This window comes from Oleidesulfovibrio alaskensis DSM 16109, from assembly GCF_000482745.1.
In the GTDB taxonomy this organism is placed as follows: Bacteria; Desulfobacterota; Desulfovibrionia; order Desulfovibrionales; family Desulfovibrionaceae; genus Oleidesulfovibrio; species Oleidesulfovibrio alaskensis.
In genome coordinates, this window is record NZ_AXWQ01000006.1 from 13,537 (window position 1) to 34,570 (window position 21,034).

The window sequence follows — 21,034 nt, forward strand, 5'->3', positions numbered from 1 at the left end:
ACAGGCAGTGAGCCAGCACCGCAACACGCGGCACAGGCGAAAGGACTGTCACAGGCGGCGCACCGCCCTGCGTACAGGTTGCTGCCTTATCCTCTTTCATCCGGACTATGACCGTCGGCTCCGGAATTGCACCGGATCTGCTGACCCTGCCGCCACGGCAGGCGCTCGCGGGCTGTGCCGGCGCGGAGCTGATCACCGCGGGCCGGCTGACCGCCGGTGGGGAATTGCACCCCGCCCTGAGAATAAGTTCACAAGCTATACAACCCCCCTTATGTGCCTGTCAACACACCTTGGAGCAGTTCCTCATACTGCTGTGCGCACACAGTGCCTATTATTCTTGCGCAGTTTACGGCGCCGTCGTATTTTGCCTCCATGCAGGAAATACACAAAGATCTTCTCACGTTTGTGGAACAGTCCATCCCGTTTCACAAACTTCTCGGAATACGTGTGGAACATGCCGTACCCGGCTTTGCCAGAGTACGGCTGCCGTATCAGGACGCCTTTTGCGGCAACATGGCACGCGGCGCGCTGCACGGCGGCGTGACGGCGGTACTGGTGGATATATGCGGTGCCGTGGCGCTGTGGACGCATTTCGGCCCGCTGGATAAAACAGCCACCATTGACATGCGTGTGGACTATCAGCGACCGGCACCTTTTGACGACCTGCTGGCCGAAGGTGAAGTACGCGTGATGGGCAACCGCATAGCCAGCGTGCATGTACGCGTTACAGCAGCCGCTGCCCCTGATCAGCTTATTGCCGAGGGAAGATGCGTCTACTACGTCAAACGGGTACCGCAGCAGCCGGAGACCGCCGGAACACCGGAATGACGGCATCCGGTGCCGGCAGAGCGGCGCGTGCGGCCTCACCGGTCATGTGCCGTCACTTCTGCGTCGTACCCTGATTTTTCTTACGGCATCAGCCTGCGGAAAAATGCTCCGCAAAGACGCCGCCTGTGCCGGAGAGATAAAAACTGAAAAGGCCGCTCTGTACAGAGCGGCCTTTTAATGATCCGGATACGGGAAAGGAGAGGCTATCGTTTCCCGCAAGCCGGGGTCTACCTGATGAATCTGACTACGCCACGGTCCGCGCCATGACGGGCACAACCGCAGCAGGTGCGGGCAAAAAGCCGCGTCATCTGCCGCGCCTGTATCAAACAGACACAACCGGAACGTTACTGAGGCTTTCTGCGGATGAACGAGGGAATTTCAAATTCATCCTCGTCAAAGGTGAAATCCTCATCGGCGTTAACCGCTGCCTGACGGGGCGCGGGTGCCGCGGGCTGTGCAGCCTGCTGCTTGCGCAGGTAGGCGGGAATACTTCTGTCGCCTTCGGTGAACGTGGCAACACCGCGCGGTACGCTGCTGTCCAGCGTTCTGCGGGGAGCCGTTTCTGCCGCCTGCGGAGCTGTTGCCGCGGCAGCATGGGGCGTTGCGGACACAGTGCCGCCACCGCCGCCGGAACCGCTGCCCGCACGTCCGCGTATCTGTGTAATTTTGCCGCTGGAATGCATTTCATCCAGACTCGACGTATCAATGCCGGTGGCAATGACGGTGATGCGCATTTCATCGCCCATGTTTTCGTCAAACACGGTACCGAAGAAAATACGGGCATCTTCGTGCGCTGCTTCCTGAATGACTCCTGCGGCTTCGCTCACTTCCTGAATGGTCAGATCGTAGCTGCTGGTGATGTTCATCAGCACGCCGCGTGCACCGTCAATGGAAACGTCTTCAAGCAGCGGGCTGGTAATGGCCCGCTGGGCTGCCTCGTGCGCACGGGATTCTCCGGACGAAGTACCCGCGCCCATCATGGCCAGACCCGATTCGCCCATGACCGCCTTGACGTCGGCAAAGTCGAGGTTGATCAGACCGGGCACCATGATGAGGTCTGAAATACCTTTCACGGCGAAGTACAGAATTTCGTCTGCGCGCTTGAGCATCTCAATGAAAGTCGCTTTCTTGGAAGCCAGCGAAAGCAGCCTGTCGTTGGGAATGGTGATAAGGCTGTCCACCTGCTGGCGGAACTGCTCGATACCTTTTTCCGCCGCTTCAAGGCGCTTTCTGCCCTCAAAGAAAAACGGCTTGGTCACAACGCCCACTGTCAGCGCGCCCATTTCCTTGGCCACCTGCGCGATAACGGGCGCCGCACCGGTTCCGGTGCCGCCGCCCATGCCGGCGGTGACAAATACCATGTCAGCTTCACCCAGCGCTTCGCGGATGGCTTCAATGCTTTCAAGGGCTGCCTGTCTGCCCACTTCGGGGTCAGCACCGGCGCCAAGACCTTTGGTAAGCGCCTCGCCAAGCTGAATTTTAAATTCCGCCTGCGAACGGTGCAATGCCTGCACATCGGTGTTGGCGGTGATAAAAGTCACCCCCTTGAGCGTCGATGTGATCATGTTGTTCACGGCGTTACCGCCGCCACCGCCGACGCCGACGACCTTGATCTTGGCCGAGCTGTCGATATCGATATCGTGAAAATCCATATGCCTCTCCTTTAGCCGATACGGTGGAAACCCAAAGTTACGATATATCAGAGAACCACTTCCGCATACGCGACAGCACACGGTTGAACATGTTGCCGTCGCGGATCCGGAATTTCAGTTCCAGCCCTTCCTTTTCCGCGCCGTAGCACAAAAGCCCCACGGCGGTGGCAAATTTCGGGCTGTTGACCACATCCTTCAATCCCCCGACGTTGCGGGGATACCCTATGCGGGTGGGCAGGTTGAAAATCTGTTCCCCCAGTTCCTGGCAGCCTTCTATAAGGGCCGTACCACCGGTCAGAACAACACCTGCGCCTATCATGTTCTTGAACCCGTAACGGACAAGCTCCTGATCGACCAGCGACAGGATTTCTTCCATGCGGGGTTCGCATATTTCGGCAAGCACCTGCCGCGACAGGCGGCGGGGTTCGCGGTCGCCCACGCTGGCAACCTCTATTCCCTCGTCGTCGCGGACCATCTCGGCCATGGCGCAGCCATATTTGATTTTAATTTTTTCAGCAGAAGCCATGGGGGTACGCAGCCCGAAAGCTATATCGTTGGTCAGGTTCTGCCCGCCCAGCGCCAGCACCCCCGTGTGCTTTATGGAATCGTTGGCAAACACCGCTATATCCGTGGTGCCGCCGCCCAGATCAACCAGTGCCACGCCGATCTCGCGTTCTTCTTCGGTCAGCACGGCTTTGGATGACGCCAGTGCCTCAAGCACAATGTCGGAAACATCCAGCCCGCTGCGATGGCAGGAACGCACAATGTTCTGGGCGCTGGCCACAGCGCCGGTGACAATGTGCACCTTCACCTCAAGCCGCACGCCCGCCATGCCCAGAGGATCGGCAATGCCGCGCTGCTCATCCACTATATATTCCTGAGGAAGGATATGAATGACCTCGCGGTCCATGGGAATATTCAGCGCTTTGGCAGCGTCGAGCACGCGCTCGACATCGCGCGGAGCCACCTCTCCGCCTTTCACGGCGATGACTCCGTCGCTGTTGGCGCCTTTTATATGGCTGCCCGCGATGCCCGCGTAGACCGAGCGGATTTCGCAGCCTGCCATAAGCTCGGCTTCTTCCAGCGCTTTTTTGATGGACTGGACGGTTTGTTCGATATTGACAACCACCCCTTTACGCAGCCCTGTGGAAGGACTGGTGCCTATGCCCACAATGTCGATGCCCTCTTCCGTGGGTTCGCCGACAACGCAGCATATTTTGGTGGTGCCGATATCAAGACCGACTATCAGATCCGACTTGGCCATTCCTCCTCCTCCGGCGGAACCTTGTTCTAGCGGGCTGCCGCATGCCGGCGTACCCACACGTTGGGGCCTTCCGCCCGCATGTCGCGCATACCTTCCAGTTCGCCACGTCTGCCCAGATCGGCAAATACAAGGCTAAGGCGCCTCAGGTCCGCATCCATATCGTCCAGCCCGAAAACCAGACGAAGATTTTTATCTTCCATGTACAGTTCCACGCTTCTGCCTGCTGTCAGGTGTATGCGCGAGGCATCGTCCACCTGCAGGGGCAGCGCCGAAGCGCCTACCGCGCGTATGACCTGCGGCATATATCCCACAAGCTCGGCGGCTTCGGAGTCTATCTGCAACAAGGGCAGCGATACAAATTTTTCCGAACCGACAGGAGCTATTATGCGTCCTTCACTGTCGGCATAGCACAAAACACCGCCCTTTTGCACCCAGAACCGAGGTACACGCTCCTCTATTCTTATATGAATTCTATCAGGAAGCAACCTTTTTACAGAAACATTTTTTACCCAGTTATTTTCAAGTAACCTTTGTTCAACTTTTTCGATATTGGCACTCAGCAGGTTTGTACCAGGACCTATTTCAGAGATGCTGATGACAGTATCATCACTGAGCATGTGTATGCCTTGAATTTCAATCTGCTTTGCAGCAAAGTATCCGGTACTCGTCAAAAGTCTGTACGCATATAGACAACTGAAGCTCATTGCAGAAAGCAGTACTGCACTTAGCACTACAGCGCTTGTAACAAAAAACCATCCTGACGGAAGTTCAGGAGATTTGAAAACCTTTTTTTTGCGCCTGTAACTATTATTACTCCTGCGAGGTGCAGACTCGCGTTTATTCGTTGAACGCTTTACTGCCATGGCCAGATTTTCACTTCCAGCTCAAGATAATGCTCTGTGGCTCTCTCAACAGCATGCCGGGCATCATCTATCAGCTCCATTGCATCGTCTGACGTACCCTGTGCTTTGTTGACAAGAAAATTTGCATGCAGTGACGAAAAAGCCATACCGCCCTTTCCGCGCCCTCTGAATCCGCACTGGTCCAGCAGTCTGCCGGCACTTATCCCATCAGCGGGATTTTTAAAAACGCATCCGGCGCTGTGTTCCGTCACGGGCTGTGTCTTCTTTTTCAGCAGCGCATTGCTGCGCATTGCATCACGTACTGCAGTGGCAGTGCTCCTGCGCAGTTGCAACGTCACGGCAGCCACCACAAACCATCCTCCGGCAGCAGGAACCGAAAAATGCCTGTATTCACAGCGGCACTGCGACCGCGGCACGCGGATCATGCCGGTACCGGCAGAAAAAATTTCGACGGAAGACAGCACCGAGCCCATGTCGTTGCCGTACGATCCGGCGTTCATGGCTACGGCTCCGCCCACGGTTCCGGGCACCCCCGCCAGACCTTCCAGTCCCGAAAGCCCCTGTGCCGCCAGTCTGCCCAGCAACACCGGCAACCGGACTCCCGCAGCAACACGCACCAGCACACGGTCTTCTGCCTGCGGGTCTGCCCATGCTTCCGGCTCTGCTTTCAGCGCGGGGTTGATTATCACCAGCGGCAATTCTCCGTCGCGGGCCAGTATGTTACTGCCGCGCCCCAGCACAGCCGGAGTGCCTCCCAGACGTTCCAGCACCCGCGGCAGCCCGTCAAAGGCATGCATGTCGTCCAGACGCACTTCGGCAAGGGCCTGTCCGCCCAGCCGGAGTGTGGTGCGCTCTTTCAGCACCGGACCAGAAAGTATCACGGGCTTCACAGCTGTTATTCCCCGTCCAGATAAAACTGTCCCACCGTCCAGATGCTGCCGGCGCCAAGAGTAAGAAAAAGATCACCCGGCCGGAGCGTTTCCGGCAGTGCGGCACGCATGGCATCAAAATCCTGAAAGTAATCCACATCGGTATTGCTCACCTGCCGGATTCCCTGCGCCAGACTCTGACCGCTGACCCCCGGTATGGGAGCCTCACTCGCAGGATAAATTTCCGTCAGCAGCAACTTGTCCACGTTGTCAAAAGCTTTGCAGAAGTCGCCGAACAGCGCCTTGGTCCGGCTGAACCGGTGCGGCTGAAAAGCCACCACAAGCCTGCGCCCGGGGTAGCACGTGCGCGCCGTGGCAAGAGTCGCCGCAATCTCCGCCGGATGGTGCCCGTAGTCGTCCACGACCAGCACTCCGCCGCGCTCGCCTTTGCGCTCAAACCTGCGCCCCACTCCGCGGAAGTTGGCAAGCCCGCGCAGACATACATCCGCCGCGATGCCTGTTTCCAGCCCCACACCTATGGCTGCCAGCGCGTTAAGCACATTGTGTCTGCCGGGCTGCACAAGATTCACTTCGCCCAGATCTTCGCCATGCAGCAGCACCCTGAACCGGCTGGTCTCGCCGCAGGTTACAGTCTCGGCCCGTAACTGATTGTCGGGACCGAAACCGTAGGTAAGCACAGGCCGTTTGATCTGAGGAAGCAGGCGCCGCACACCGGCGTCATCACCGCACACCACGTTCATGCCGTAAAAAGGCACCTTGTTCATGAAGTTGATGAACGCTGTGTCGATGGCCTGCTGATCATGATAAAAGTCCACATGGTCCAGATCCACATTGGTCACAACATTGACCACCGGCGACAGACACAGGAACGATCCATCGGACTCGTCAGCTTCGGCCAGCAGAAATTCGCCTTCTCCCAGCCGTGCATTGGAGCCGTATGCATTCAGTCTGCCCCCGATGATGACGGTAGGGTCGGTACCGGCTTCGTCAAAAATGGCTGCCGTAAGCGATGTGGTGGTGGTTTTGCCATGGGTGCCGGCTATGGCTATGCCCTTGCGCAGCCGCATCAGTTCGGCCAGCATTTCGGCACGCGGAATAATGGGAATGCCCTTTTCCTGCGCGGCCTGCACTTCCGGATTATCCATGCTCACGGCTGTCGATTTCACCAGCACCTGTGCGTCCGTCACGTTTTCGGCACCGTGGCCGATGAAAATATCTGCCCCCAGACGGCGCAGACGGCGCACGGAAGGACTGTCATTCATGTCGGAGCCGCGCACTTCGAAACCGAGATTGAGAAGCACCTCGGCTATGCCGCACATTCCCGTGCCGCCTATGCCGACCATATGAATTCTGAAAACTTTTCCGATCACGCCGTTATTCTCCTTCCCGCTCAGGCACCAGCGACCTTAAGGGCTTTTTCCTTATCAAATCTTTTGCGCCGCTCACTATGGCGGCTGCAGCCTCGGGTCTTGCCATCCTGCGCATCGCCGCAGACATGCCCTGCAGCCGTCCGTGGTCTTTCAGCAGGTCAATGATCTGTCCTGCCAGCACGGCAGGCGGCATGGACTCAAGATCGCGCTGCGCTATGCTTTGTGCCGCTCCGCGGTCCGCCAGAAAAGCAGCGTTGGCGGTCTGATGGTCGTGCGTTGCAAAAGGAAACGGCACAAACACGGCGGGCACCCCGGCGGCGGCCAGTTCAAATACCGTTGTGGCTCCGGCCCGGCACAGGGCCAGGTCTGTCCAGGCATACGCAGCAGCCATATCTTCCACAAAATCAACCACCGTGGCCTGCACGCCGGCCTTGTCGTATGCCGACCGTACGGTTTCCAGATCGGCAGCGCCTGTCTGGTGCAGTATTTCCACACCGGCGTCCCGCAATTGCGGCAGCATGTTTACGACGGCAAGGTTAAGGGCGTGCGCCCCCTGACTGCCTCCCATCACAAGCAGCCTGCGCGCCGGCACATGCCCTGCGCGGTGCGCTCCGGCCGCGGCAATGGCCGCACGCACGGGATTTCCCGTAAGCACAGTCTTGCGCTGCAGAAAATATTCCTGCGGATCGGGAAACGAGATAAAAACCCTGTCCGCTATCTTTGCCAGCAGCCTGTTGGCCATGCCGGGCACACTGTTCTGTTCGTGCACGGCACAGGGCTTTTCGCGCAGCTTTGCAGCCACCATGGCGGCAAAGGCGGCATATCCGCCAAACCCGATAACCACATCCGGGTTAAAGCGACCCACCAGCCGCATCCCTCTGGCCACCCCGGCTGTCATGGCAGCAAGAGCCAGCGGCGCCTTTAAGCCGCGCCCCATGACTCCGCGTACGGGCAGTCCTTCAAAGCGTATCCCGTGCGCGGGCACGATGCGTGCTTCAGGCCCGTAACTTCCGCCCACAAAAAGAATATCTGCGGCAGGATACTGTCTGCGTATTTCTTCGGCCACGGCCAGTGCGGGAAAGATATGCCCGCCTGTACCACCGGTTGTCAGCAGCACGCGCTTCATTGTGTACTCCCTGCGCTGCGCGAGAAATTAAGCAGCAGGCCGACACAGATAAGCGTGCCCAGCAGACTGCTGCCCCCGTAGCTCAGAAACGGCATGGGTACCCCCTTGGGCGGGGCAACCCCGAGAACAACGGCCATGTTAAGGGTGGCGCCCAGAACCAGAATCATGGTCACGCCGAAGGCTGTCAGCCTGTCGCGCAGGTCCTGCTGACGCACCGCCACGGTGAACGCTCTGTAAAAAAAGACAGCCATCATCACAAAAACCAGCGTCACGCCCAGAAATCCAAGCTCTTCGCCAACCACGGCCATTATGAAATCGTTATGCGCTTCGGGCAGAAAAAACAGCTTCTGATGTCCTGCTCCCAGTCCCACTCCGGCCACTCCGCCCGTACCCAGCGCATACAGCGACTGCACCAGCTGGTAGCCGGTGTCCAGCGCATCGGCAAACGGGTCGAGAAACGCCAGAAGACGCCGCGACCGGTAGGTGGACTGCACGATAAGCAGCCAGGCCCCCCCGCAGGCAAGCAGGGCGGAAGCCGCCAGATACACCCACCGCGTGCCACCCGTAAGGCACATGAAAAACAGAATCATGGCCAGCACCGCAGCACCGCCGAAGTCCGGCTGCAACAACAGCAGAAAACACAGAACGCCGGTAACAAAAAACGGCGGTATGACCCCGCGGCTGAAGGTTTTCACAAGCTCCTGCTTGGCGCTGAGAAAATAGCCGAGATACAGCACCAGAGCGATTTTGGTAAATTCCAGCGGCTGAATGGAAAACGGCCCCGCAGAAATCCAGCGCCGTGCTCCGTTCACCTCTACCCCCAGCGGAGTAAGCGCCAGCACCAGCAGCAGAAAAGCCCCGAAAAGAGCCGGATACTGCATACGGTACAGTACGCCGCGCGGCAGCATGCTCAAAGCGCACATCACGACGAGTCCGGCTCCGGCATAAACAAGCTGCTTCTGAAAAAAGAAGTACTTGCTGCCGTAAAACCGTTCGGCCATGACCGCGCTGGAAGACAGCACCATCATAAGTCCGAAGCCCAGCAGTGCCAGTGCCGCCACAAGCAGCCACCAGTCGGCCGTGCGGATGCCTTCTGCCGTCTGCGCCCTTGCCATCAGTCGTCACGCTCCGCTTTCCACGCGGCCACATTCCGCTTGAAATCTTCGCCGCGTTCCTTGTAGTTGCTGTACAGGTCATAACTGGACGTGGCAGGCGACATAAGCACCACATCGCCCGGCTGTGCCATGGCCGTCATACGTCTGAACGCCGTCTGCAGGTCATGATCCCAGCTCATGGGCACCACATCCGCCCACGCGTGTTCAAAAATTTCTCTGCTGGCGCCGAACAGCCCCACGGCTTTTGCATGACGGCGGACGACGGGAATCAGCGATACAAGATCCCCTCCCTTCCATTTGCCGCCGCACAGCAGCAATACGGGCCTGTCAAAACTTTCCAGCGCCGCCTTCATGGAATCCACCGTGGTGGATTTTGAATCATTGACAAAAAGCACGCCGGCCACCTCGTCCACCTTTTCCAGCCGGTGCTCCAGCGGGGCAAACTCTTCCACCGCCTGCGCCGCCTGCGACTGCGTCACGCCGAAAGCCCGGCAGGCAAGCCAGGCTGCCTCTATGTTGGCCATGTTATGACTGCCCAGCAGCGCCGTGCGCGGAAAACGCCGCACAGCATCGAAAAACTCGCGGCGGGCCGCCAGCGCATAGCGGTCGGCAAGTTCCTCCATGCCGCTTTGCAGCACGGCCAGATCATCCGGCCCCTGCAGGGCAAACAGCCGGAACTTGGCATCAAGGTACTCCTGCATGTCAGCATGGTAATCGAGGTGGTTGGCAGAAATATTTATGAGCACCGCCACTTCGGGCCGCAGTGTGGTGCATGTCTGCAGCTGAAAACTGCTGACTTCCAGCACCAGCACATCGGCGGGAGCCTCACCTGCAGCCACATCCAGCACATATTCCGACAGGGGCGTGCCTATGTTGCCCCCCAGAAAAACACGCTTGCCCGCTGCACGCAGCATGGCCGCGCACAGGCTGACGGTTGTGGTTTTGCCGCTTGTGCCGGTTACAGCCAGCATCGGACTGGTCACGCAGCGCGCAGCCAGATCAATTTCGGCCATAATTTCCGGCGGGCGGGAGGCATCAAGATACGGCAGCAGTGATGCCACCGGCACGCCGGGGCTGGGTACCAGAATATCGGCACCTGCAAACTGTTCTGCGCTGTGGCTGCCGTAGCGGCAGTCAAATCCCAGTCTAGCCGCCAGCGAGGCGAATTCGGCGGAAACACGGCTTTCGTCTTTTTCGACTATGCGGACTGACGCCCCGAGATGGTGCAGCAGACGTGCGGCAGCCGTGCCGGAACGGCCGGTGCCCACCACCACGGCCACAGCGCCGGAACGTACCGGTGCGGCGGCAGGCGTGTCGTGTGTATGCGGTATAACGGTATGCATATCTGTCTTCCCCTTCAGCGCAGCTTGAGCACTGAAAGCGCCATCAGTCCGAACACGATGGACATTATCCAGAAGCGGATAATGATTTTTGACTCGGGAATGCCTTTCAGTTCGAAATGGTGATGCAGCGGAGCCATGCGGAAAATGCGCTTGCCTCCGGTCATGCGGAAATACCCCACCTGAAGAATGACCGAGAGCGATTCGAGAACAAAAAGCCCGCCGGCCACCAGCATGATGAGTTCCTGTTTGCACAGCACAGCCAGAAAACCCAGCGCGCCGCCCAGACTCAGCGAACCCACGTCGCCCATGAACACCTGCGCGGGGTAGGCGTTGAACCACAGAAAACCCAGACCGGCACCGATAAGTGCGCCGCAGAAAACGGTCACCTCACCCATGCCGGGCACATAGGGCACCTGCAGGTATCCGGCTATCTGGCTGTGTCCTGCAATGTAGATGAAAATGGAAAAAACGATTCCCGCCACCACGGTGGGCCCTATGGCCAGCCCGTCCATGCCGTCTGTCAGGTTGACCCCGTTGGACGAACCGACCAGCACAATCATGGCAAACGGAATGTAGAACCAGCCGAGGTCCGGCTGCAGATTTTTGAAAAACGGAAACGAAAGCACGGTGGAGTACGCCGGTTCCTTGACCAGAAAATACATGGCCACAGCCGCTATGACCATCTGCCACAAAAATTTGGAACGGGCGGTAAGCCCCTGATTGGTCTTGCGCCGCAGCTTGGTATAATCATCCAGAAAGCCCACCAGACCGAAGCCGGTAAACACCAGCATGACCAGCCACAGGTACACGTTGGTCAGGTCGCCCCACAACAGCACGCTGATGATAAGGCTGAAGCCGATGAGCAGCCCGCCCATGGTGGGGGTACCCGCTTTCTGCACATGGCAGGAGACTTCTTCCTGAATGTACTGCCCGCATTTGACGCGCTTGAGCCAGCGGATAAACCGCGGGCCGATGAAAATGGTGATGAGCAGCGCCGTCAGCAGCGCCCACACCGAACGGAATGTGATGTACCGGAACACGTTGAGCAGCGGCAGTTCCGCGCTGAGCGGATACAGGAAATGATACAGCATATGCGGTTATCTCCCTTCCTGACCGTTCTGGACTGCACTGCAGAAGGCTTCCGCAAACGTCTCCAGCCTGTTGCTGCGCGATCCTTTAAACAAGACCGTGCCGGAAGCGATGCCCAGCGCACCGAAAGCACGCAGAAACGCTCCTGCATCAGCCACGGGCACAAACGGGCCGTTCCAGCCCTCGGCGTGCAGTCCTTCCTGCACATGCCCGCCGTGGCCGCCTTTCCAGAAAACGGCCGCGGGGCACGCCCTTCCCAGTGCTCTGCCGAGTTCCGTATGAGCCTGCGCGGCGGCTTCGCCCAGTTCCAGCATTTCGCCCATCACAAAGACCACAGGCTCTCCGCAGGCGTTTTCCGCCGTTGATTCCACCATGCGTCCGGCCGAAAGCGGGTTGGCGTTATAGGTGTCGTCAATGACCAGCCACCGGCCGTAACGACGGCAGTTGAACCGCTGCTGCGGCAATTCGGCAGTGCGCAGCCCTTCGGCTATTTCGGCACTGGTCAGGCCCAGTATATGGGCTGCGGCAGCAACGGCGATGACGTTTTCGGCACCGTAGGCTCCGCGGAAGGGAGCTTCGGTCTCAAATTCGCGGCTTTCCAGCCGTACACGGTACAGCCCGCGGCCTTCACCCGCCGGACCGGCATATTCGCAGAAATACGGCACTGCAGGGTCCACAGCCGAAAACAGCCGGAGTTCTCCGCAGTTTTTACGGGCTTCCGCCAGCAGGTCGGGATAATCGGCACTCACCAGTCCCACACCGCCGCGCGCGATATGCTTCAGCAGACGGGCCTTGTAGTGGGCCACGCCTTTGTCGCCCAGACCGCTCAGGTGCCCCTGTCCCACATTAAGCACCACCGCCAGATCAGGGCGCAGCACGCTGCCCAGTTCATCCATGTCCGCGGCCTGACTGATGCCGGCCTCCATCACCCAGAAGCGCTCATCGCCGGTAGCTGCCAGCATGGAAAGAGGCAACCCTATCTGATTGTTTCTGTTCAGATGATTTCTGGCTGTTGCGCCCCGCACGGAAAGCACATGGGCCAGCAGTTCCTTCACCGTGGTTTTGCCCGCGGTGCCGGTGATGCCGGTGACCACGGCAGAAGCCCCCATACGGTGGTGCAGCGCCAGCCTGCCCAGCGCCGCCACGGTGTCCGGCACGATAAGCACCGGACGGTCCTGCCTGTCCTGCATTTCATCCATGGAAAAAGGAGGTCTTTCGGCAACCACGGCGCAGGCACCTTTTTCCAGCACTTCCGCCGCAAAGGTATGCCCGTCAAACCGTTCGCCGGATATGCAGAAGAACAATTCGCCGTCGCGCACGCACCGGCTGTCGGTCTGCACACCGGAAGGCACGGTCATGTCCGCTCCGCCCAGCGTTCCCACGGCGCCCAGAGCGTCGCGTATCTGTTCCAGATTCATGCGCACGCCAAAAGCTCCCGCAGGGTTTCCTGATCACTGAAATGTATCTTTGTGGTGCCGATCACCTGATAATCCTCGTGTCCCTTTCCGGCCACCAGCACGGCATCGCCGGGGCGGGCCATTTCCACCGCCGCGGCAAGAGCCTTGCGTCTGTCGGGCTCTTCCACCACATGGTCGCACTGTGCCAGACCGGGTTTGACATCGGCCATGATGGCCACCGGGTCTTCGGTGCGCGGGTTGTCAGAAGTCAGTACCGCCACGTCTGCATGACGGCACACGGCCTGCCCCATAAGCGGACGCTTGGTACGGTCACGGTCGCCGCCGCAGCCGAACACGGCTATGACCCGTGCAAAACCTGCGGCCCGCAGCGCCCTGAGCACATTTTCCAGTGCATCCGGCGTGTGGGCATAATCGACAAAAACATTGAGACCCTTGTCATTTTCTATGCGCTCCATGCGGCCGGGCACACCGGAAAAGCTTGCCAGCCCCTGCATGGCCTCAACGGGCAGCCCCATGGCCAGCCCCGCAGCCTGCACCCCTGCAAGATTGCTTGCGTTGAACGCGCCCACCAGCGGCGAACGCAGCTCCCATGTCTTCCCTTCAAAATCCATGGACAGATGCAGCCCCTCGGGCCCGCTTGAAAGTATGGTGGCCTGCAGCACCTGACAGTCCGGCACAACAGTACCCTGTACCGAATAGCCCACACCGCGGCCCAGTTGCGGCAGCAGCCTGCGCCCGTACGGGTCATCGGCATTCACCGCGCAGACTTTGTCCTCGTCTGGCAGTTCAAGAAACAGTCTGGATTTTGCGCTGAAATAGGCTTCCATATCGTGGTGATAATCCAGATGGTCCTGCGTTAAATTGGTCAGCAGCGCCGCGGCAAAACGAGCGCCGGAAACCCGCTGTTGGTCAAGTGCATGTGATGAAACTTCCATGAAGGCGGCTTCGACGCCCGCATCGCGCATGTCCGACAGCATGGAATGCAGTTCAACGCAGTCGGGGGTGGTCATGGGCGCGGCTTCGTCGTGCCCCGGCCAGCGGAAATTCACGGTGCCCAGCAGACCGGTGACGTGCCCGGCAGTGCGGAAAAGATGGTCCAGCAGATAAGTGCATGTTGTCTTGCCGTTGGTTCCCGTGATGCCCACAAGCGGAAACCCCGTATCGGCAGTATCATAGCGTGCGGCAGCCAGCAGCCCCAGAGCCGTGCGCGGGTCTTCGGCCACGACCACGGCCGCGCCGCCGGTCTGCACCGGCACGCTGCAGGGTCTGCAGACCACATATGACGCTCCGCGCTCAAGCGCATCGGCAATAAACGCCCCGCCGTCCACGGAAGACCCCGGCAGGGCCACAAAGACATCGCCCTGCCGTACTTTCCGTGAATCAATACGGATGTTCAGCAGTCCGGCGCGCACCGCTGCGGCAAGCGCGTCGAATGAGAGTGTGCTTTTCATGGTCAGGACTGCTCCATAACCCACAGTACGTACTGTGATTCTGTTATATTATCCGGCCACGGCGACCCTGCCGCGGGCTGCTGCCGCACAACGGTGCCCCCGTGCCCTTTAATTTCCGGTATAAGACCCTTACGGGCAAAAACTTCCACGGCGCTGCGCAGGCTGCGCCCCACCACATCCGGTACCACGGTCAGATCATCCGCGGCGGCCACAACGGCCGAAGGCCGCCCGAAGGAACCGGCAACAGGCATGACACGTCCGGAAACCTCGGGAGCGTCTGCCGAAGCCAGACCGCCGGCATCCGCCGGAGATTCGGGCAGCAGTCCGAGGTAGGCCCACGTTCTGCTGACAACAGATTTGAAAACCGGTGCCGCCACCACACTGCCGTAGTGGCTCTTGCGCGGGTTATCCACTGTGACCACCACAATGTGGCGGGGATTGAGCGCCGGAACCAGCCCCACGAACGAGGCCACATATTCGTCGCCGTAACCGCTGCCGCTTCTGCTTGCTTTCTGGGCTGTGCCGGTTTTGCCGCCCACGTCCAGACCGGCTATATCGGCATGCCGCCCTGTTCCGTCGCCTTCCACCACCTCGCGCAGCATGGCCAGCACCGCGGCTGACGTCTGCTCCGAAAAAATTCTCTCTCCACGGGGCTGGTTCTGCCCGCCGTCGTCCACCAGCCGCAGCGGTCTGGTTACGCCGCCGTTGGCCAGAGCCAGATACGCTTTGGCCAGCTGAGCTCCTGTGACGGCAAACCCCTGACCGAACGACGCGGCAGCCAGATCTACTTCGCGCCATTCACCCGGCGACCGGATTATACCGCGCCCCTCGCCGGGCAGCGGCACGTCGGGACGCCTGCCGAACCCCAGTCTGTCAAGGTAGTCGTAGTATCTGGCGGCGCCCATCTCCAACCCTATCTTGGCCATGCCGATGTTGCTGGAGTAACGCAGCACTTTATCCACGGTAAGCCACTGATGCCGCTTGGTATCGCGGATGGTCACATCGTGCAGCTTCCAACGGCCGTTTTCGCAGAAGAAAAGACTGTCCGGCTGCACCAGCCCGTCTTCCATGGCCGCGGCAATCAGAAAAGGCTTTACGGTGGAACCGGGTTCCAGCGCATCCATGGCCAGCCGGTTACGCCACATGGAGGGCGCATAGCCTTTGTAGGCGTTGGGGTTGAACGGCGGGTACTCCGCCCAGGCCAGAATGTCGCCCGTGGGCACGTCCACCACTAGACAACCGCCCCAGGCCCCCTCATAACGGCGCACCGCGGCAGCCAGTGCATCTTCTGCAAAAAACTGTATCTGGGCATCCAGCGTCAGCCGCAGGGTTTTGCCTTTCAGCCCTTCGGCAAAGCCCGCACCGTCCATATACAGACGCCGTCCCGCCGCATCACGCTGCACCACCTGTCTGGTGCTCTGACCGGTCAGATACTCGTCAAAAGCCAGTTCCAGGCCTTCCAGCCCCTTGTCATCGGTACCCACAAACCCCAGCAGCCTGCCGGCAAGCTGACGGTAAGGATACAGGCGGCTGTATTCCGTGGTCAGATAAACGCCCGGCACACCGGCACGGCGGATGCGCGCCGCGGCCTTGTCATCCACTTCGCGGGCCACCCACACAAAAGAACTGCGGCGCGAGACCTTGGTCAGCATTTCCGCATAGGTTCTGCCCAGCGCATTAGCCAGCATGCGGGCGGCTTCTCTGCGGTCGGCCACTTCCACGGGGCGTACAAAAACAGATTTGAAATCGGCACTGCGTGCAAGCACAAGTCCGTTTCTGTCCAGAATATCGCCGCGCTGGCCCGTGACCAGTTCTGTGGCATGATGCTGTCTGCTGGCCATAGCCGCCAGCCGGGGACCGTCAATGAGCTGGACATACCATGCGCGGGCCCACAGCCCCGCCCACAGCAGTGCAAAAACCGCCGCAACGGACACAAGCCGTATACCGCTTCTGTCCTTTGGAGGACTGGCGGGTACGGCTTTCGGCTGGCGCTTCAGCTTTTTGTTCGCGGCAGTTCTGCTTTTCAACACCGCCTGTTTCTCCTGCTCATGCTCCGGCTGTGCCTGCGCACCGCCGGTACGGCCTCCCCCCGTTCAGAAAATTTCAGCTCCGTGCGCGGCACCCCTCTCCCCGGATACCTGCCGCCCGCGCTACTCTTCCAGCCTGCGTATCTGGCCCGGTCTTGCGGGCCCCAGCCCCAGACCTTCCGCCAGTTCGCGCAGCCGGTAGGGCGAAAGCAGGTTGTCCCGCTCCGCCTCCAGCTTGGATGCATGACTCTGCTTGCTGTCCAGTTCCACCTGCAGCTTTTTGAGTCCGTAGGCCATGTCCACCCGCTCCACATTCAGCCACACCAGTGTCAACCCCAGCACCAGTCCGCTGATGAGCGAAAGCACCATGCCCAGTATCCAGCTTCCGTATTTCTGCATAACAACGCCTTAAATCCGCTCCGCGGCACGCAGCTTGGCGCTGGAGGCTCTGCTGTTGGCCTGCAGCTCCGCCTGCCCCGCGGTCACCGGTTTGCGGGTCAGCACATTGACCCGCGGCTTTTTGCCGCACACGCACACGGGAATATGCCTGGGGCACAGACAGCCCTTGGCTTCATCTCTGAATGCGTTTTTGACCAGCCGGTCTTCCAGTGAATGAAAGGTGATCACCACAATACGTCCGCCGGGATTCATCCTGTCGACGACGGCGGCAAGAAAGGTCTCCAGTTCCTCCAGCTCTCCGTTCACGGCCATGCGCAGCGCCTGAAACGTGCGCGTTGCCGGATGGTTGCGGGATTTTGCCCGCCATTTTGCCGGATAGGCGCTTTCCACCACCTCGGCCAGACGGGCCGTGGTTTCTATGGGATTGCGGGCACGCGCGTCCACGATGGCCCGGGCTATCCTGCCCGCCATGGGATCTTCGCCGTACGTGCTTATGATTTCCTTAAGACGCTCCACGCTGCCTGTGTTCACCAGCACACCGGCAGACGGTATATCACCGGAAGGGTCCATGCGCATGTCCAGCGGGCCGTCAGCGTAAAAGCTGAATCCGCGGGAAGGAGTGTCTATCTGCATAGAGGAAACACCGATGTCTATCAGCGCCCCGTCCAGCCCGGTCCAGCCAATTTCGTCCATGATGGCGGCAAACTGACTGTAACAGGCATAGCGGGTGGTCACGCGGTCGCCGAAAGGAGCAAGCCTTCCGGATGCGGCGGCAAGCGCCTCGCGGTCACGGTCCAGCCCCAGCAGCCAGGCATCTCCGCCGCAGCGGTTCATTATCGCTTCGCTGTGTCCGCCAAGACCGAGCGTACCGTCCAGATACCGCCCGCCCCTGACCGGCGAAAGATAATGCAGCACCTCGTCCAGCAGCACAGGAACATGAGCTGTGTACTGATGCCGATTGTTGTCATGCCCGTTGTCTGCCGTCACAAGTCGCCTCGCATTGTACTGTTGCCTCAGATGGGAAAATCCACACCGCTTTCCGCCAGTTCGTCCGTCACGTCCCCGAAGTCCTGACCTATCACCGCTTCGAGTTCTTCTTCGCTCCAGATTTCAAACCGGCTGCCCTGCCCCACGATCACCACTTTTTTCGTGATGCCCGCGTATTCCATATGCGCTCTTGAAAGTTTGACCCGGCCTTGTTTGTCCACGCAGAGTTCTTCCACTCCGCCTATGACCAGCCGCCTGAAGTCACGCATTTTGCGCGAAGGATTTTTTATGCGGGCAAAACCCGCCTCAAACTTTTCCCAGTCTTCGGGGGTATAGGCCACAAGGCAGCCGTCAAACGTGGTAAGGGACACCCTGCCTTCGGGGCTAACCGCGAGTAATGCATCGCGAACCTCCGGAGGGAGCATCAGCCGGCCCTTAGGGTCCAGACTGCGATATGAACGTCCCTTGAAACTCATACTGCGTCCTCTACCACGTTTTACCACACTTTACCACCCCATCTATTATATGTTGGCGTGTGTCAATGAGTGCGCGTGATTTTTACAGAAAAGAGAACGGCAGAATGAATCAAGACGCTTGACAAGCGCTGGCAATTGAAAAAGAATCGGCCTTATGAGAACGAAAATAATCGCAACAGTGGGCCCTGCCTCTTCGGGCCGGGAAACCCTCTCACGGCTGATTCAGGCCGGAGTACGCATATTCCGGCTCAATTTTTCACATGGTGACGCCTCGCAGTTTGTTGATTTGATTGCTCTCATGCGACAGCTGGAGGCGGAATACCAGACACCCATAACCCTGCTGCAGGATCTTTCCGGCCCTAAAATCCGTATAGGTGAACTGCCGGACGGCGCCCTGACGCTGGCAAAGGACGACCGTATCCTGCTGGGCATTCCCGGCAAGGCGGCGGCAGACGGATTACCCTTCGTTCCGTTCACGCACAAGACAATTCTTGACGGCATGGAACCGGGCGACAGGGTGGTACTGAGCGACGGCGGACTGCAGTTCCATGTGGAAAGCAAGGTCGGCCCCGATCTGTTCTGTCTGGTGGCAAACAACAGCGGTATCATAACCTCGCGCAAGGGCCTTGCCCTGCCGGGCAAGCCTATCCACCTGGCCGCCCTGACCGAAAAAGACAAAAAAGATCTGCAGGACGGGCTGCGCATGGGCGTGGATGCCGTGGCGCTTTCGTTTGTGCAGACGCCCGAAGATGTGGCCGAAGCCAAGGCACTCATCAAGGCGGCAGGCCGCAACGTGCCTGTAATTGCCAAACTGGAACGGCGCAACGCCGTGGACAGGCTGGAAGAAATTCTGGAAGTGACAGACATTGTCATGGTGGCCCGCGGCGATCTGGGTGTGGAATGCCCCCTGCCCGAGCTGCCCGCCATGCAGAAGCGCATCATCCGCGCCTGCAACCGCAAGGCAAAACCGGTTATCGTTGCCACGCAGATGCTGCTTTCCATGGTCAACAGCCCCAGCCCCACCCGCGCCGAAACCACTGACGTGGCCAACGCGGTGCTGGACGGTGCCGACTGCGTGATGCTGTCGGAAGAAACGGCCATGGGCAACTTCCCTGTGGAGACGGTTCAGTTCATGCGGCAGATAGTCCGCGCGGCCGAAGAGCTGCATCTGGAGCAGTCTTCTGTGCTGCCCCCGCTTGATGAGCAGAAGACACCTGATTTTCTGGCCTATTCCGCATGTCTGCTGGCCGACAAGACCTGCGCGGGTGCCATAGTGGCACACAGCATGTCCGGCAGCGCGGCACGGGTGCTATCCGCCCGCAGACCCCGTCAGACCATCCATGCGCTTACTCCCGATGACGAAGCGCTGCGCTTCCTCAACTTTTCATGGGGCGTATGGCCCCACAAGGTTGATGAAACACTGCCGGGTCATCTTGAGCGTGCCGAACTCTTTGTGGACAACGCGCCGCAGTTTGAAGACGGGGCCGAAGTAGTGATAACAGCAGGACAGCCCAAGCCCGGTGAAAAACCCCGCGGCACCAACCTGGTAAAAATATACAGAAAATAGAACATGAGCGCGGTAAAATCGACCATACCTGACAATATTTCGGAAGAATATTATCAGATCAGTATCGAGATTCTGAACAGCTTCCCGAAGTACAGGCCGCCGCTCGACCTGTTCCGCTTCCGAGAAGACATCGCACAGCTCCAGCCGCTCTTCCGCAAGGGAGAGCGGCTTTCCAACGAGAATATAGAACAGCTGCGCGAACTGTGCATCGGCGGCGATGTCTTTGTGGCGCGGTCAGACAGGGCCATCTACTCCAAGCACATCATCAAGCAGCTTGATCTGGTACTGGTGGATGACAACCTGAAACCAGCAGAAGTGGCCGAAATCTGCATAATGGCACTGGGCCAGCGGCTGAGCGATTTTCTGGAGCAGCCGGTTAAACCGGTCTTTGATCTCTTTTACCGCGATGTCATGGTATTTACGGAATACATATGGCAGGACAGACACCGCCTGCGGTCTTTCATGCGCCGCGTCAGCCGCACCCACACGCTGGTCAGCCACTCGCTGAACACGCTTTTTGTAGGGCTGTGGCTGCTGCTCGAAACTGACGCCACCCTCAAGCGCCGTCTGCTGGACAGGGCCGCGCTGGCGCTGCTGCTGCACGATCTCGGTATGGCAAAGGTGCCGGCGTTCATCCTTTCCAAAACCACTCCTCTCAAGCTGGAAGAACGCGACAAAATAACGCCGCACCCGCTTATCGGCGCAAAGATAATGCATAAGCTGGGTCTGGCCTTTGACGAAATGCGGCAGGCGCAGATGGAACACCACGAACGGCTGGACGGTTCGGGCTATCCGCAAAAGCTCGGAGCCGACCGCGTCAGCCGCATGGGCCGCATTGCCGCCGTGGCTGATTCCTTTTCCGCCATGATCTGTCAGCGCCCTTACGCCAAAGCCATGGATCCCATGACCGCGGCCGCGCATCTGGCCAAAGACAGACAGAAATACGACCCCAAATACACTGCCAAACTGCAGACCGCCGTGGCCCAGAACCTTTTTGAGCCTCCCGCGCAAACCAGTCCCCCCGCAGCCTGACAGACAAGCGCCGTCCGCGGCGCTTGTTTTTTTACTGCCCGCGTAAAGGGTACGCCCCAAAACACACCCGCCGGTACCGCCGGACCGGAACCGGCACCCGCAGCAAACCGGCTGCCCCAAACAGACTGCCCCAGACA

18 protein-coding genes and 1 riboswitch are annotated in these 21,034 nt (G+C 59.4%); of the genes, 3 read left to right on the top strand and 15 right to left on the bottom strand.

Annotated elements, in window-relative coordinates; all coding sequences use genetic code 11:
- Nucleotides 1–84 precede the first annotated feature (84 nt).
- Nucleotides 85–248, bottom strand: a riboswitch (FMN riboswitch).
- A gap of 76 nt (nt 249–324) precedes the next feature.
- Nucleotides 325–828, top strand: a complete 504-nt coding sequence (locus H586_RS18220) for a PaaI family thioesterase (protein WP_234702935.1) — start codon at nt 325–327, stop codon at nt 826–828.
- 344 nt (nt 829–1,172) lie between these two features.
- On the opposite strand, the gene ftsZ is transcribed toward H586_RS18220, so the two are convergent.
- From ftsZ to H586_RS0105155, 15 genes are all read right to left on the bottom strand, one after another.
- Nucleotides 1,173–2,480: a cell division protein FtsZ gene (gene ftsZ, locus H586_RS0105085; RefSeq protein WP_011367085.1), complete on the bottom strand. Its 1,308-nt coding sequence runs from the start codon at nt 2,478–2,480 to the stop codon at nt 1,173–1,175.
- Nucleotides 2,481–2,517: 37 nt separating this feature from the next.
- Complete coding sequence (gene ftsA, locus H586_RS0105090; RefSeq protein WP_011367084.1) at nt 2,518–3,744, bottom strand: cell division protein FtsA; 1,227 nt, start codon at nt 3,742–3,744, stop codon at nt 2,518–2,520.
- Between the two features lie 26 nt (nt 3,745–3,770).
- On the bottom strand, nt 3,771–4,607 hold the full coding sequence (locus H586_RS0105095; RefSeq protein WP_027181503.1) for a cell division protein FtsQ/DivIB: 837 nt from the start codon (nt 4,605–4,607) through the stop codon (nt 3,771–3,773).
- Nucleotides 4,598–5,497 carry a UDP-N-acetylmuramate dehydrogenase gene (murB, locus tag H586_RS0105100; RefSeq protein WP_027181504.1) on the bottom strand — a complete coding sequence of 300 codons (900 nt, stop codon included), beginning with the start codon at nt 5,495–5,497 and terminating at the stop codon, nt 4,598–4,600. The genes H586_RS0105095 and murB overlap by 10 nt, the downstream gene beginning before the upstream one ends.
- Nucleotides 5,498–5,502: 5 nt before the next feature.
- Nucleotides 5,503–6,840, bottom strand: coding sequence for a UDP-N-acetylmuramate--L-alanine ligase (gene murC / locus H586_RS0105105; RefSeq protein WP_034618703.1), 1,338 nt, complete (start codon nt 6,838–6,840; stop codon nt 5,503–5,505).
- Nucleotides 6,841–6,871: 31 nt separating this feature from the next.
- Nucleotides 6,872–7,993 carry an undecaprenyldiphospho-muramoylpentapeptide beta-N-acetylglucosaminyltransferase gene (murG, locus tag H586_RS0105110; protein ID WP_027181505.1) on the bottom strand — a complete coding sequence of 374 codons (1,122 nt, stop codon included), beginning with the start codon at nt 7,991–7,993 and terminating at the stop codon, nt 6,872–6,874.
- Entirely contained in the window at nt 7,990–9,108 is a 1,119-nt protein-coding gene (ftsW, locus tag H586_RS0105115) for a putative lipid II flippase FtsW (RefSeq protein ID WP_027181506.1), read from the bottom strand. Before ftsW ends, murG begins: the two co-directional genes overlap by 4 nt.
- Entirely contained in the window at nt 9,108–10,451 is a 1,344-nt protein-coding gene (gene murD, locus H586_RS0105120; RefSeq protein WP_027181507.1) for a UDP-N-acetylmuramoyl-L-alanine--D-glutamate ligase, read from the bottom strand. The genes ftsW and murD overlap by 1 nt, the downstream gene beginning before the upstream one ends.
- Nucleotides 10,452–10,465: 14 nt before the next feature.
- Nucleotides 10,466–11,542, bottom strand: a complete 1,077-nt coding sequence (gene mraY, locus H586_RS0105125; RefSeq protein WP_011367077.1) for a phospho-N-acetylmuramoyl-pentapeptide-transferase — start codon at nt 11,540–11,542, stop codon at nt 10,466–10,468.
- Nucleotides 11,543–11,548: 6 nt separating this feature from the next.
- Nucleotides 11,549–12,958: a UDP-N-acetylmuramoyl-tripeptide--D-alanyl-D-alanine ligase gene (locus H586_RS0105130; RefSeq protein ID WP_234702936.1), complete on the bottom strand. Its 1,410-nt coding sequence runs from the start codon at nt 12,956–12,958 to the stop codon at nt 11,549–11,551.
- Nucleotides 12,955–14,409, bottom strand: coding sequence for a UDP-N-acetylmuramoyl-L-alanyl-D-glutamate--2,6-diaminopimelate ligase (locus H586_RS0105135; protein WP_027181508.1), 1,455 nt, complete (start codon nt 14,407–14,409; stop codon nt 12,955–12,957). Before H586_RS0105135 ends, H586_RS0105130 begins: the two co-directional genes overlap by 4 nt.
- A 2-nt stretch (nt 14,410–14,411) precedes the next feature.
- Nucleotides 14,412–16,439 (bottom strand): penicillin-binding transpeptidase domain-containing protein, encoded by a 2,028-nt coding sequence (locus H586_RS0105140; RefSeq protein WP_011367074.1) that lies wholly within the window; start codon nt 16,437–16,439, stop codon nt 14,412–14,414.
- A 120-nt stretch (nt 16,440–16,559) separates the two neighbouring features.
- A complete protein-coding gene (locus tag H586_RS0105145) occupies nt 16,560–16,835 on the bottom strand; it encodes a hypothetical protein (protein WP_011367073.1) in 276 nt (91 codons plus the stop codon).
- 9 nt (nt 16,836–16,844) lie between these two features.
- Entirely contained in the window at nt 16,845–17,822 is a 978-nt protein-coding gene (gene rsmH / locus H586_RS0105150) for a 16S rRNA (cytosine(1402)-N(4))-methyltransferase RsmH (RefSeq protein WP_027181509.1), read from the bottom strand.
- Between the two features lie 26 nt (nt 17,823–17,848).
- Nucleotides 17,849–18,298 (bottom strand): division/cell wall cluster transcriptional repressor MraZ, encoded by a 450-nt coding sequence (locus H586_RS0105155; RefSeq protein ID WP_011367071.1) that lies wholly within the window; start codon nt 18,296–18,298, stop codon nt 17,849–17,851.
- Nucleotides 18,299–18,452: 154 nt separating this feature from the next.
- Here H586_RS0105155 and pyk point away from each other — a divergent pair, with 154 nt between their 5' ends.
- Together pyk and H586_RS0105165 are read left to right on the top strand one after the other, a co-directional pair.
- The gene (gene pyk / locus H586_RS0105160) at nt 18,453–19,865 is read left to right on the top strand and encodes a pyruvate kinase (protein ID WP_011367070.1); all 1,413 of its coding nucleotides are present in this window, start codon (nt 18,453–18,455) and stop codon (nt 19,863–19,865) included.
- 3 nt (nt 19,866–19,868) lie between these two features.
- The gene (locus H586_RS0105165) at nt 19,869–20,897 is read left to right on the top strand and encodes an HD-GYP domain-containing protein (protein ID WP_011367069.1); all 1,029 of its coding nucleotides are present in this window, start codon (nt 19,869–19,871) and stop codon (nt 20,895–20,897) included.
- The last annotated feature ends 137 nt before the right edge of the window (nt 20,898–21,034 follow it).